At 63.1% G+C, this 13,676-nt stretch carries 8 protein-coding genes; 5 read left to right on the top strand and 3 right to left on the bottom strand.

The window, feature by feature from the left end; translation table 11 throughout:
* Positions 1–216 precede the first annotated feature (216 nt).
* Positions 217–1,233 carry a LysR family transcriptional regulator gene (locus PCO31010_RS03325; protein WP_150662966.1) on the top strand — a complete coding sequence of 339 codons (1,017 nt, stop codon included), beginning with the start codon at positions 217–219 and terminating at the stop codon, positions 1,231–1,233.
* Positions 1,234–1,493: 260 nt separating this feature from the next.
* Here PCO31010_RS03325 and PCO31010_RS26570 read toward each other — a convergent pair whose 3' ends face one another.
* Positions 1,494–1,751, bottom strand: a complete 258-nt coding sequence (locus tag PCO31010_RS26570) for a hypothetical protein (protein WP_174984272.1) — start codon at positions 1,749–1,751, stop codon at positions 1,494–1,496.
* A 120-nt stretch (positions 1,752–1,871) separates the two neighbouring features.
* Between PCO31010_RS26570 and PCO31010_RS03320 the strand changes: the two genes are divergently transcribed.
* Complete coding sequence (locus tag PCO31010_RS03320; RefSeq protein ID WP_174984268.1) at positions 1,872–3,260, top strand: hypothetical protein; 1,389 nt, start codon at positions 1,872–1,874, stop codon at positions 3,258–3,260.
* The gene (locus tag PCO31010_RS03315) at positions 3,260–5,047 is read left to right on the top strand and encodes a soluble NSF attachment family protein (protein WP_150662964.1); all 1,788 of its coding nucleotides are present in this window, start codon (positions 3,260–3,262) and stop codon (positions 5,045–5,047) included. The genes PCO31010_RS03320 and PCO31010_RS03315 overlap by 1 nt, the downstream gene beginning before the upstream one ends.
* A 4-nt stretch (positions 5,048–5,051) precedes the next feature.
* Here PCO31010_RS03315 and cphA (PCO31010_RS03310) read toward each other — a convergent pair whose 3' ends face one another.
* Positions 5,052–7,631 carry a cyanophycin synthetase gene (gene cphA, locus PCO31010_RS03310; RefSeq protein ID WP_150662963.1) on the bottom strand — a complete coding sequence of 860 codons (2,580 nt, stop codon included), beginning with the start codon at positions 7,629–7,631 and terminating at the stop codon, positions 5,052–5,054.
* Between the two features lie 171 nt (positions 7,632–7,802).
* On the bottom strand, positions 7,803–10,436 hold the full coding sequence (gene cphA, locus PCO31010_RS03305; protein WP_150662962.1) for a cyanophycin synthetase: 2,634 nt from the start codon (positions 10,434–10,436) through the stop codon (positions 7,803–7,805).
* A 298-nt stretch (positions 10,437–10,734) separates the two neighbouring features.
* On the opposite strand from cphA (PCO31010_RS03305), the gene PCO31010_RS03300 reads away from it, so the two are divergent.
* Positions 10,735–13,143 (top strand): cyanophycin metabolism-associated ABC transporter, encoded by a 2,409-nt coding sequence (locus tag PCO31010_RS03300; RefSeq protein ID WP_246184423.1) that lies wholly within the window; start codon positions 10,735–10,737, stop codon positions 13,141–13,143.
* Positions 13,144–13,184: 41 nt separating this feature from the next.
* On the top strand, positions 13,185–13,652 hold the full coding sequence (locus PCO31010_RS03295) for a cyanophycin metabolism-associated DUF1854 family protein (RefSeq protein WP_150662961.1): 468 nt from the start codon (positions 13,185–13,187) through the stop codon (positions 13,650–13,652).
* The last annotated feature ends 24 nt before the right edge of the window (positions 13,653–13,676 follow it).

The raw sequence follows: 13,676 nt of genomic DNA, 5'->3' as shown, positions 1-13,676 counted from the left end.
ATGACATTCGATGGAGCGAAGTCTAGAGGCCACGGACATTGGGATAAACGCCTATAATTTGGCAACACTGTTCGGCCAGCTCGACTAATCGGTCTCGGCCTTATGGGCATTGGCTTATGCCGTCGACCAATAAGCATATGCAGTTGCGACGGAGGCGAAATTTCGTAGATTTCGCCTGTTCGGCCAGTGCAACGGTGTTTTCAATGGGGAAATATCATGGATCGCTTGCAAGCGATGCAGGTCTTCACGCGGGTGGTCGAGGCGAACAGCTTCTCGCGTGCCGCCGACAACCTCGGGTTGCCGCGTACCTCGGTGACCACGATCATTCAGAATCTGGAGTCGCATCTGGGCACTCGGTTGCTCCAGCGCACGACCCGCAGACTCAACCTGACGCCCGACGGCGCGGCCTATTACGAGCGCTGCCTGCGCATCCTCGCGGACATCGAAGAGACGGAATCGTCGTTCCGCGAAAGCAGCCAGCGCGTGCGCGGCAAGCTGCGCATCGACATGCCGGGCTCGCTCGGCAAGCTCGTGGTGCTGCCGTCGCTGTGCGAGTTTCACGACCGCTATCCGGAAATCGAATTGATGGTCGGCATGGGCGATAAGCCCGTCGATCTGATTCAGGAGGGGGTGGATTGCGTGCTGCGTGTGGGGACGCTTCAGGATTCTAGCCTCGTCGCCCGACGCGTAGGCATGTTTCAGAGTCTGACGTGCGCATCACCGGCTTACCTTGAGCGCATGGGCATGCCGCATACGCTGGACGACCTTCAACGACACACGGCCGTGCACTATTTTTCGAGCCGCACGGGCCGCGTGATTGAAGAGCAGTTCGTCGTGGACGGCAAGGAAGTCGAAATCCACATGCAGGGCTCTGTCGCAGTGAACGACGCCGAGGCGTATCTGCAACTCGGTCTTTCGGGCTTCGGCACCGTGCAACTGGCGCGCTTCATGGCGTTGCCGTATCTGCAATCGGGCCAGTTGGTCGAGATCCTGCACCAATGGAAACCGCCCCCCATGCCGATTTCCGCGGTGTACCCGCATAATCGCCATCTGTCGCCAAAAGTGCGCGTATTTGTCGACTTCATCGCCGAAATATTCGAGCGCTGCCCATTGCTCCAGGGGCTCGATGAAACGGCTGGGCAGTGCAAACCGACCGTGGCCGCAGCCGACGATAGCGATACTCGCTGGGCGGCGTACGGCACGGAAATGTCGCCCCAGGAAGTGGTGGTTTGAGCGATTTCTGCGCGCGTGTGAAATGGCCTCAATGGAAAAATTGGGCCCTTTCATCGCAAACAGATGGGGGGCGTCCTATCCGCCTCCCCGCTCAAAACAACCATGCCGTTCTCGACGACTGACTGTCTGCCGTCCAACCCCTCTCCCGATCTGCCCACGCCGGTGCTTCCCGGCAACATGCTCCCACTGATCGCCTCGACTCCGCTGCTGCGCGAAGGGGTGCGATGATCGCCGACGCTATTCAGGCGCTCAGAAGCGCGCTACAACCATGCCGGAATCGCGAATCGTCGTCGGCTTATCTGACGCAGGCGACGGACACCTTGCAGGATCGCCTGCAAAGCTGTTCTCCAGGCTCGGCTGAACTCACCCGAGCGATTGAGCGGGTCGAAGCTGCGTTCAGCGGGAACGACGGCTGGCCACTCATCAAACACTGCTTTGAGCGCGACGTCGACCGTTCGGCGTTCGTCAAACGGCTCGTACGCAATCACGTTTCCACGACGCAAGTCGGCCTTGAACACGTTCGTCGCAAGACGTCGGACGCGCAACTCGACACCGCCGCCACGCAACTTTGTAGTGCATTAAGACCGCATATTCGTGAGGAAATCGTCAATCGTTGGTCGCGAGCCGAAGACACCGGCGTGCACGTGACGGAAGGCGGGGCCATTGCGGTCGGCATTCCCGGCACGGACCTTCGTCTCTCGCTGATGGATGCCGGTTTTTCGCGCGAGGGGTTGAATCTGTCACAGGCTGAAGTCACGCAGTTATTGCTCGCTCGGCCTGCCGGGACGCCGCCGGGCACCACGTTGCTGGACTCGATGCCGACCCTTACGCAGGGCCATGCGTTGGCCAGCTTCCGCATGATCGGCGCGGCGGTCAGGGTCGACGGCAGCTTGCCGCCCGGACTGGACCCGGAGGCGGTACGAGGCGTCGCTGCCGCAGCGCACGACGCACTCTCGCACGTCACCGGCACGCTGGCGGAAAGAGAGCCGCTCGCCCGGTTCTTCCACTGGGTGGGCGACGACCTTCGGGCGGGCCAATCGAGGCAGGCGATCGCGACGATACGCGCGCAAACGTCGCCGCAGGAAGACCTGCGTACGGACGAAATCGCACGGGCGTTGCTCGCGTCCGGCCAGGATGTTCGGAGGGCGAATGGCTTGCGCATCGGCGTCGAGCGCCACCGTGCGGCATTTCACTACGACCGGGCTGCGCAGCCACGTCTGGCCGCCGAACAGTATCTGGCTGCAGCAAAGATTTTTGCTGTGGCCGGAGATCGCATGATGGCCGCGGGAAATTACGCGAACGCTGCCGAAAAACTCTCGGCTTGCGAGACATTCACCCCGATGGTGACTGCGCTTGCCCACGCTATTGAGCTATACGGAGACGACTTCCGTGCCGTGAGCAAGCTGGGATCGCGCTGTGCGGAGGTCTTCGCCGCGCGTGGATTTCACATCAGTGCCGCCATGGTCCATGAACTTGTCGTTACCCGTTTTGACGTGCTCGAGCGTGGCGCCGGAGTGAATGTTGCGGCCCTTGACGCCCTGATTGCTGAACATGTGGCGAAGGCGGAAGCGGCGTTCGCCGCCGTTGGATTATCTGCGTACGACGAGAATGTTCCCTCCCTGATCCGGGCTGCCATCGATGCGAGATTGGACCGTTTCACGACGGCGGAGGGGCTTCAGGGGGACGGATACCGCATTCTGTTCGAAGACCACAGCGACATGGTCTCGGCAGAGGAATTCGACAAGAACGCATCGACCGAGTGGATACTGTTGCGCCGAGGCGCATCCACGGCATCTCATCAAGTCTACGAATTGATGACCAGTGCCACGCGGCATGCGCTATTTTCGAGTGGAAGTCCTCACCCCTATCTGCGACAGCCATTGACCGCTTCGGATTTCATCGATGGTATCGATGCGCTCGACATGCTGACGGCCGCGACGGCTGGGACAGTCGCGGCAGGTTCCGTCGTGCCCGAGACTACGCCGCAGATGGAAACCAACTTGACGACCGAGTGGACGAGGCTGTGATGGGGCTTTACGGCATTACTGGCCCTATAAGTACCGCACTGTATTCGCCATCGGAGGGATCGCGCGAATCGTCGAAGGATTTGATTCGCGCGTTCGACGAAGAGATCAGGTCTTATGCGGGGAATTCCTACGCACTGCACCGTGCGGTAGATCGTCTTGTAAGGAAATTGATTGCACCGGGTGTCTGGGATGCGCTCGGCACCCGCTTTCAGTCTGGCACCGAAGCGTTGTCGATGGTGGAGCGGCTCGTCATTCAGCATTTGAGTACGTCCGCAAACGGAATGGATCTCGTGCGCAGTCTCAGAATCGTCGACGAATTGGTGACCGGTGCCAGTAAGGTGATTCGATCGCTCACACCCGAGGTGAGATCCGAGATGGTAAGCCGCTGGTCGGATCCGGAGCGGACGTCGGTCTACATGACGTCCAACCAAGTCATCGCAGTGGAAATACCTGGCACCGGATTTCGTTGCCCCGTGATGTGCGTCGGGCTATCGGGGCGTGGCTGGAGTTTGACGCAGCACGAGGTGACGCAACTGCTGACGGCGCGGCTTGAAGATCGGAGCGACGGCGCGACCGCGTTGAGCCTCCTGCCGGAGGTTGCCGAGCATCAGCGCTACCTTACAGGGCACCTTTGGGCAGCGTTAGTCGGTGTCGACGGGAGCCCATTGGAGGGCGTGGATCAGGCGGCGGTACGCGGACTTGCGTTAAGCCTGTTGAACGCCTTCGAAAGCGTTGACGTAACGCCCGCCATTCACGAGCCGCTTTGCGCGTTCTTCGATCGGGTGGGGGATGACGAAGGGGCTGCCCGGTCGTATGAGCAATTAGCGCAGACGCATGAGCGTATGGGGCGCCACGCGACTCCCCGGAAGAGTGACGGCCTCTATCTGCAGGCCGCAAATTGCCGGTCGATTGCGGCAAGTTACTTTGAGAAGGCTGCGTCCCTCAAGGCGGCGGCGATACAGTATCGCGAGGCCGGTGCCAGTTTTGCAAAGGCACACGAGACTTCCCGCGCGCTTGAACACCACGAACTCGCTGCTGTGACCATGTCCGGCGCCGCCACCTTGTGTGACGTCGAATCGCTACTCGGCGGCATGCGCGAGCCGAGGCATGGCGAACTGGCCAGACTGTGCTCCCTTTACGAACGATGCGCTGAGATTTTCGCCGCTCGGGATAGGCGGGTCAGTGCGGCGCTGCTGCACATTCTGGCCGCCGATTACCTTGTAGAGCATCGGCCGAAACGTCTCGGCCGCGATGAGGTATCCGCGCTCGCGACACACCATCGACGTCGCGCACGCGACTATTTCAACGCTGCCGAGCTACGTGGCGCACCACAAGATTTGCGTCAACTGGTTTGGTACTCCATCGAACGGCGGCTGGACGAGCTCACCTCGCAGCAGGGGCTTTCGGGAGAAAACTATGTCGTCAGATTCGTGGACGCGAGCGACATCATCTCGTTCCACGAATTCGAAGCGACGCCAGGCGATGCCTGGGTGCTGATGCTCACAGGTGAGCGACCGAACGGCGTTCGAATCTACGATCTCGTGACGGCGCACACCATGCGACGACTCGCACCGGCGCGCCGATTGACGGACGTCTTTGTGCCCGGCGGCGAACGGAAGTGGCCGCACCCCATATTGCCTCGTGCGTTCGAGGCCGGGGACTTTATCGAAGGTGCCGGGGTCATCGATATGATCCTTTCGGCACCTCGCGAGCCGAAAGCGGGTGCAATCCCGGTGAGCCTGTCAGCACCTGGCGAGGAGCTTCCGCCGCCAGGCGCTTCCCGATAACCACTCAGCGCGCGCTGGCCTCGTTCACGCGTTGCGCGATGTGTGCCAGTGCTTCGTCCACCTGATCGATGAGGATCAGACACAGGTCGCCGGGTTGCAGGCGGGCGAGGGCCGTGTCGATGGCGATGAATTCGCCGTTGATCTCGTCGACGTAGCTCGTGCGGCGAGCGTCGACCAGCCCTTCACGCAGCAAGCGGATCACTTCGCCGTCTTCACGGCCACGCTGGCACTGGTCCTGATACAGCAGCACGTCGTCGAACGCGCCGCCCAGGATTTCCGTCTGGCGGCGAATGTCATCGTCGCGACGGTCTCCCGCGCCTGAAATTACCACCGAGCGACGACGCGCGGGCATGGTTTCGATGGCCTGCGTGAGTGCGGCAATGGCATCCGGGTTATGGCCGTAATCGGCAATGACCGTCGCGCCCTTGTAATCGAACACGTTAAAGCGCCCCGGGGCTGTGCCAGCATCGTTCACGAAGCTCGCGAGACCGGCGCGAATCGTGGCCGCATCGATATGCAACGCCCATGCCGCACCGATGGCAGCCATCGCGTTCTCGACCTGGAAGCCGATTGTGCCGTTGCGCGTGAGCGGAATCGCCGCCAGCGCGTAGCGGGTTTCTTCGCTGCCGTGCGCCGTCACGATGTGCGCGCCGTCGACATAAACCACGCGCTTGCCCTTGGCGCGGTGCGTGGCGAGCACCGGATGCGTAGCGTCGGCCGTGAAGTAGGTCACGTCACCGGGGCACGCATCGGCCATGCGCGCGACCATCGGGTCGGCGGCATTGAGCACGGCCATGCCGCGCGGCGCGACGTTGCGCACGATCACGCTCTTGAGCACGGCGAGATCTTCGACCGTGTTGATGTACGACAGGCCGAGGTGGTCGCCCATGCCGATGTTGGTCACCACGGCGACGTCGCAACGGTCATAGGCAAGACCTTCACGCAACAGGCCGCCACGCGCCGTTTCGAACACGGCGGCATCGACGTCCGGGTGCATCAGCACATTGCGCGCGCTGCGCGGACCGCTGCAATCGCCGGTATCGATACGCTGGCCGCTAATATAGATGCCGTCCGTGCCGGTCATGCCGACACGCAGGCCTTGCTGGCCGATGAGGTGGGCAATCAGGCGAACCGTGGTGGTCTTGCCGTTCGTACCCGAGACGGCCACGAGGGGAATGCGCCCGTCGTCGCCGTCTTCGAACATGGTCGAGACGATGGCTTCACCGACCGCGCGCCCTTTGCCGTACGACGGCTGAAGGTGCATGCGCAGACCTGGTGCGGCATTGACTTCCACAATGCCGCCTGCCTGATCTTCGAACGGCTTGATGACGGTTTCGCACACGGCGTCGACGCCAGCGATATCCAGACCGACCTGCTGTGCGGCCGCAACGGCGCGCGCTGCGATTTCGGGGTGGACGTCGTCCGTCACGTCGGTGGCGGTGCCACCCGTCGACAGGTTGGCATTGTTGCGCAGGACGATGCGCGCACCGGCATCCGGCACGGAGTCCGCGTTCAGGCCTTGCTTGGCGAGCGTCGCCAGGGCGATATCGTCAAAACGAATCTTGGTCAGCGACGTGGCGTGACCTTCACCACGGCGCGGGTCGGCGTTCACCGTCTCGACCAGCTGACGCACGGTGTGCACGCCGTCGCCGGTCACTTGCGGCGGATCGCGGCGGGCGGCGGCCACCAGCTTGTTGCCGATGACCAGCAGTCGGAAGTCATGACCCGGAATATAGCGCTCAATGATGACGTCGCGGCTGATGTCCTGCGCGGCTTCGAACGCCTTCTCGATTTCTTCGCGCGTGCGCAGACGCACGGCCACACCCTTGCCCTGGTTGCCGTCGCGCGGCTTGACCACGACCGGGGCGTCGATTTCCTGCACCAGCTTCCACGCGTCTTCGATGTCGCGCACCGTGCCGCCCAGCGGCACCGGCACACCGGCGGCGTGCAGCAGCGTCTTGGTGAGATCCTTATCCTGCGCAATCGACTCGGCTACGGCCGACGTGCGGTCGGTCTCGGCGGCCTGAATGCGGCGTTGCTTGCTGCCCCAGCCGAATTGCACCATCGACCCTTCGGTCAGACGGCGGTACGGAATGCCACGGGCGACAGCGGCGTAGACGATCGAGCCGGTCGACGGCCCGAGGCGCACGTCTTCATCCAGATCGCGCAAGCGGTAGAGGGCGTCGGCCAGATCGAACGGGCCGTCTTCGAGGGCGGCGTGAATCAGTTGCTGCGCCAGGTCGAAGGCGAGGCGTCCCACCGGCTCTTCGCTGTACTGCACCACCACCTGGAACGTGCCCGGTTCGATGGTTTGCGTCGTCTGGCTGAAGGTCACCGGGCAACCGGCGGCGGCTTGCAGATGCAGCGCCGTGGTCGCCAGCGCGTCGGCCAGCGAGACCGGGCGCTCTTCAGCGTCGGGCGTGAGCGCCGGCAGCTCGGGGAAGCGAGCGCGCAGTCGGGCCTCGAAACCGGCCAGATTGCCGATCGAGTATTCCAGATCGGTGCACGTCACGATCGCCTCGATGGCGGTGTGACGGCTCCAGAGGTTCGGCCCGCGCAATGCGCGGATGCGGGAGACTTCCATAAATTGCAATCCCTGTCTGTCCACTTCGCGTCCCTGTATATCTCAATATGGCAGATGCGTGGCGAGAAAAACGACTGTGGCTAGGTATCTGGTGACTATCTATATAAGAGAGGGCGGTGGCGAAGATGTCTGCCGACCGCCGCTCGTCATTCAACTCTGAGTGCCAGTGACTCAGGCAGCCAGTGCGCGCATCGGCTGACCCATCCACAAATGGACGAGATCGAGCATCGCGGCTGCACCGCCTTCGTCGGCCTGCAACACGAGCAGATCGCCGCTTGTGAGCTGGGCCAGCGCGGCCTCGGCGGCGGCACGGCGCTCACCGGCGTCCGTCACCTGCACCTTGCGACCGGCGGCGTCGATGCCTGCGCGCAACTGAGCGCGTGACTCGGACGACTCGCGCTTGCGAGCAATGCTCAAGTCGTCGCACAGCACCACGCGCTCGAACGTCTGCGCCAGAAGCTTGCCTTCGGCCTGAAGGTCTTCGTCCATGCGGTCTGCACCCGGGCCGTAGACCACCGTGCGGCGCTCGGCAGGCAGGGTGGCGAGGGCGGCCGCCAGTGCGGTGAGGGCCGGGGCGTTGTGCGCGTCGTCGACGATCACCGTCGCGCCTTGCTTCTCGAACAGCGTGAAGCGGCCCGGGGCATCGACCTGACCGACGTCGAACGTCGTCACGCCGGTGCGCAGGATATCCAGCGCCACGCCCATCGACCACGCGGCGGCCACAGCGGCCAGCACGTTCTCGATCTGGAAGGCGACACGACCGGCGTAGGTCAGCGGCATGTTGGCCGTTGCGCCGATGGCGGATTCTTCCGTGCCCGTTGCGAGGATCACCTGGCCGTCGCGCACGAAAACGGCGCGCTTGCCAGCGGCGCGGTGCGCCACGATGGCCGGGAGTTGCTCGTCCAGACCGAAGAAGATCACGTCGCCGTCGCACAGCTCGGCCATTTCCACGACCAGCGGGTCGCGGGCATTGAGGACCGCCACACCATCGGGCAGCACGACGTCGACTTGCGTACGCAGCACGCTGAACATGCGGTCGACGTCTTCGACGAAGTTGTGGCCCAGATGGTCCGGGCGGTCGATGTTCGTAACGATGCCGACCTGACAACGGTCGTAGGCCAGGCCCTCGGACAGAATGGCGGTGCTGTCGTTTTCGAAGACGGCAGCGGTCACGCTGGCGTTCATCAGCACGCGATTCGCGGCGTCCCAGTTGGCGCGGTCGCCGCCTTGCACCAGACGCTTGTCGAGGAACAGGCCGTCGCTGCATGCGAGACCCGTGTGTTCGCCCGCCAGTTGCAGCAGGTGCGTGAGCAGGCGTGCCGTGACCGTCTTGCCGTTCGTGCCGGTAATGCCGACGACCGGAATGCGGCCCGCGTCGCCATCCGGGAACAGATGGTCGACGATGGCGCGGCCAACCGGACGCGGGGCGCCGTCAGCCGGTTTCAGGTGCATGAGCAGGCCGGGACCGGCGTTGACTTCCACGATCGCGCCACGCTGTTCTGCGAGCGGACGGGAAATGTCTTCTGCGACTAGATCCACGCCGGCGATGTCCAGACCCACGATGCGGGCGGCCAGTGACGCATGGGCGGCCACGCTCGGGTGCACGCGGTCGGTCACATCGAAGGCGACGTTGCCGTTACGCTGGATCAGGACGTTCTTGCCTTCCGGCGGCACGGAGTCGGCGTCGAAACCCTGACGCTTCAATTCGAGGCGTGCCGACGAGTCGATGCGCACGCGATTGAGCGGTTGGTCTTCGGCGCTGCCGCGACGCGGATCGCTGTTGATCTGGATCTCGATGAGTTCCGAGACGGTGTGCTTGCCGTCGCCGGTCACGGAGGCCATTTCGCCCATCGCGGCAGCCACAACGCGACCGCCCACGACCAGCAGACGGTGTTCCAGACCCGTGACGAAGCGCTCGACGATCACGCCGTTGCCTTCCTCAAGGGCCACACCGAACGCGGTCGTAACTTCTTCTCGCGTGGTGAGATTGATGAACACGCCACGGCCGTGATTGCCGTCGTACGGCTTGACGACTACGGGCAGACCGATGTCTTCGGCGGCTTCCCATGCGTCTTCCGCGCTATCGACCAGGCGGCCTTCCGGCACGGGCACGCCACACGATTCGAGCAGTTGCTTGGTCAGGTCTTTGTCGCGCGAGATGCTCTCGGCAATGGCGGGGGTGCGGTCGGTCTCGGCCGTCCAGATGCGACGGGCGGCAGCGCCGTAACCCAGTTGCACCAGATTGCCGTCGGACAGACGCAGATGGGGGATGTCGCGGTCGTCGGCGGCGTCGACGATGCACGCCGTGCTCGGGCCGAGACAGTGTTTGTCGACCAGGCCGCGCAGTTCTTCGACGGCAGCTTCGACGTCGTACGGGCGGTCTTCGATGGCGGCCATGACCAGATCGCGGGCCGCAAACAGGGCGGCACGGGTCACGTCTTCATGCCAGGCGCGCACGATCACCTTGTAGACGCCCGAAATCGGGGTCTCGCGCGCCTTGCCGAAGCCGCCGGGCATGCCGGCGAGGTTCTGAAGTTCGAGCGTGACGTGTTCGAGAATGTGGCCGGGCCACGTGCCTTCGCGAAGACGCTGAAGGAAGCCACCGCGCTCGCCGATGCTGCAACGGTGTTCGATGAGCGTCGGCAGCCATTGGGACAGCCGTTCGGGGAACCCCGGGATCTTGTTAGACGGGAACTCTTCCAATTCCCCGATATCGACCCATGCCTCAAGCACCGGCCGATATGTCCACATATTCGGTCCGCGCAGCGACAGGACATCGAAAATCTCAATGTCTTTCTTTTTCATCTAAGGCTTTAATTCACGCGTCAGGGCTGGTACACAAGAGCCGGCAAGGCCGATTTCATGCGGCACAGCCGGTCGCGCTCTTTCAGTTAACTGGATGCTTAACGCAAAAAATCCGTAAACGGTTGACACCTGCAACAATATTTCGATGTTGCACCGTGTCATGCGGGAACTCCGTGCCGCAAAAAGCGTCGCTGTGGTTATACTTGCGGCAATTTTGCGGACCTGACAGGGAAAGTCCGCGTCGATTCTTCTCCGTTTGCCTCGATGTCCGCCCCTTGAGGACACGTCTGCCGCATCAATGACCGACACCTCCGCCGCTACTCCGTCCGACGCCTCTGCGGATTCGCCCGCGCAAGCTTCCCCTGTGTCTTCCGCTTCCGCCCGGAACGCCGCGTCCGAAACTTGGTATCCGGATCTCGCCGCGCAACTCGCCGACGGGGAGACGGTGCTCGCCTGGCTGCCCATCGATCTGGACGCGCAGTTGCACTTCGCCCGGGGCGTGGTCGTGGCGACCGAGCGTCGGGTGATGGCGCGTGAAGCGCGGCGCGACGGCGGGCCGAGTCAGTCGCCGTGGCAGTCATGGCCTTACCATGCGGGGCTGTCGCTCACGCATACGGACCACGCGGGCGTTGGCTCGCTGGAGTTGTGCGATGCGCGTCAGAAGCTGGTGAACTGGCGTTACACGCTCGGCCACAATCCGGCGGCGCTCACGCTGATGGACACGATCGTGCGTCAGCGCGATATCCACGTGGCCGGTCACGCGGCGGTGCATGAGGCGCAAGAGGCGGGCGTCTGCCCGATCTGTCAGGCGGAACTGCCGCCCGGCGTGGACGAATGCCCGCAGTGCAATCCTGAGATAGAAGCCCCGCCGTCGACATGGGCATTGCTCCGATTGTGGCGTTTCGCGCGCCCGTATCGCTTTCAGTTATTGGCTGGTTTTCTGCTGACGCTTTGCGCTACGGGCGCGACGTTGATCCCACCGTATCTGACGATGCCGCTCATGGACAACGTGCTGATCCCGTTCCAGAACGGCAAGCCCATCGATTACCACCTGGTGGGAATGTATCTGTCCGGCTTGCTGGGTGCCGGTCTGGTCGCGTGGGTGCTCGGCTGGGCGCGCACGTATCTGCTCGCGAAGGTGTCGGAGCGCATCGGCGCGGACCTGCGCACGGCAACGTATTCGCATCTGCTGCGGCTGTCGCTGGAGTATTTCGGCGGCAAGCGCACGGGTGACCTGATGGCGCGTATCGGCTCGGAGAGCGATCGCATCTGCGTGTTCCTGTCGCTGCACTTGCTGGACTTCGCGACCGATGTACTGATGATCGTCATGACGGCGGTCATTCTGGTGTCGATCAATCCGTGGCTGGCTGTTGTGACGCTTCTGCCGCTGCCGTTCATCGCGTGGCTGATTCATCTTGTGCGCGACCGTCTGCGCCACGGCTTCGAGAAGGTCGACCGGATCTGGTCGGAAATCACCAACGTGCTTGCCGACACGATCCCGGGCATTCGCGTGGTCAAGGCGTTTGCGCAGGAAAACCGTGAGGTCGCGCGCTTCAAGGAAGCCAACCGCCACAACCTGATGGTCAACGACCGGGTGAACAAGGTCTGGTCGCTGTTCACGCCGACCGTGACGTTCCTCACCGAAGTGGGTCTGCTGGTCGTCTGGATATTCGGTATCTGGCAGGTCTCGAAACACGAAATCACGGTCGGTGTGCTGGCCGCGTTCCTCACATACATCAGTCGTTTCTATACGCGTCTGGACTCGATGAGCCGCATCGTCTCGGTCACGCAAAAGGCGGCCGCAGGGGCTAAGCGCATCTTCGACATTCTCGATCACGTCTCGAACGTGCCGGAGCCGGTCAATCCGGTGCATCTGAAGGAAGTGAAGGGTGCTATCGATCTGCGCGATATCGGTTTCCGATACGGCAACCGGGCGGTGATTCGCGGCATGGATCTGCGTATTGCGCCGGGCGAGATGATCGGTCTGGTTGGCCACAGCGGCTCGGGCAAGAGCACGCTGGTGAACCTGATCTGCCGCTTCTACGATGTGGCCGAAGGTTCGATCCAGATCGACGGCGTGGACATTCGCGCGCTGCCGGTGTCGGACTTCCGTCGCAACGTCGGTCTGGTCTTGCAGGAGCCGTTCCTGTTCTTCGGCACGATTGCGGACAACATCGCTTACGGCAAACCGGACGCGACGCGCGCCGAGATCGTCGCGGCGGCGCGCGCAGCCCATGCCCACGAGTTCATTCTGCGTTTGCCGCACGGCTATGACTCGCTGGTTGGCGAGCGGGGTCAGGCGCTCTCGGGTGGCGAACGTCAGCGTATCTCCATCGCCCGCGCGCTGCTGATCGATCCGAGAATTCTGATTCTCGACGAGGCGACGTCCTCGGTCGACACGGCCACGGAAAAGGAAATTCAGAAGGCGCTCGACAACCTCGTCAAGGGACGCACGACCATCGCGATTGCCCACCGTTTGTCGACGCTGCGCAAGGCCGACCGGCTCGTGGTGCTCGATCGCGGCAAGATCGTCGAAGTGGGCAACCACGACGAACTGATCGCCCGCGAAGGTGCGTACTACAAGCTCTATCAGGCGCAGCAGCGCAATGTGGATACGGATATCGACGAGGTCGTCGCCTCGGCCGAAGCCGCCGCCACGGTCGCGGCAGTGACCGCCGCACCGGCACAGCCGCTGTCCATCAATTAATCGCCGACTGACCGTCAACAGAACCGTTCGCGAAGACTTTTATGCAGATCGATTTCACCCTGTCGCGCAACGCCTTCGGTCGTTTGGTGCTGACCGACGCCGAGGGCATCGCCCACGAGGGCGTGGTGCCCGTGCGGGCCTTTCCGATTGCCGCGCCGGACGAAGGGCTGGCGCTCGTGAGCACGGAAGGGCGCGAGCTGGTCTGGCTCGACTCGCTCGACGCGCTGCCAGCAGCGATGCGCGTGCTTGTCTCGGAGGAGCTTGCCGCGCGCGAGTTCATGCCCGAAGTGCTGCGTATCAAAGGCGTGTCGACGTATGCGACGCCCAGCACGTGGACCGTCGAGACGAACCGGGGTGAAGCGTCGTTCGTGCTGCGCGGCGAAGAAGACATTCGTCGTCTCGGCGGACAGACGTTGCTCATCACCGATAACCACGGCATTCACTTCCTGATTCGCGATACGGGCACGCTGGACAAGCCTAGCCGCAAGATTCTCGACCGCTTCCTGTAACGTCTGGTTGCACGATTCGGGTTA

The organism is Pandoraea commovens, assembly GCF_902459615.1.
Taxonomy (GTDB): Bacteria; Pseudomonadota; Gammaproteobacteria; order Burkholderiales; family Burkholderiaceae; genus Pandoraea; species Pandoraea commovens.
The sequence above is the reverse complement of the archived record's forward strand: the minus strand, read 5'-3'. Positions and strand labels throughout refer to the sequence as shown.

Coding starts and splice junctions, on each gene's coding strand:
- PCO31010_RS03325 (WP_150662966.1), top strand. CDS start 217: ATGGATCGCTTGCAAGCGATGCAGGTCTTCACGCGGGTGGTCGAGGCG.
- PCO31010_RS03315 (WP_150662964.1), top strand. CDS start 3,260: ATGGGGCTTTACGGCATTACTGGCCCTATAAGTACCGCACTGTATTCG.
- cphA (WP_150662963.1), bottom strand. CDS start 7,631: ATGGAAGTCTCCCGCATCCGCGCATTGCGCGGGCCGAACCTCTGGAGC.
- cphA (WP_150662962.1), bottom strand. CDS start 10,436: ATGAAAAAGAAAGACATTGAGATTTTCGATGTCCTGTCGCTGCGCGGA.
- PCO31010_RS03300 (WP_246184423.1), top strand. CDS start 10,735: ATGACCGACACCTCCGCCGCTACTCCGTCCGACGCCTCTGCGGATTCG.
- PCO31010_RS03295 (WP_150662961.1), top strand. CDS start 13,185: ATGCAGATCGATTTCACCCTGTCGCGCAACGCCTTCGGTCGTTTGGTG.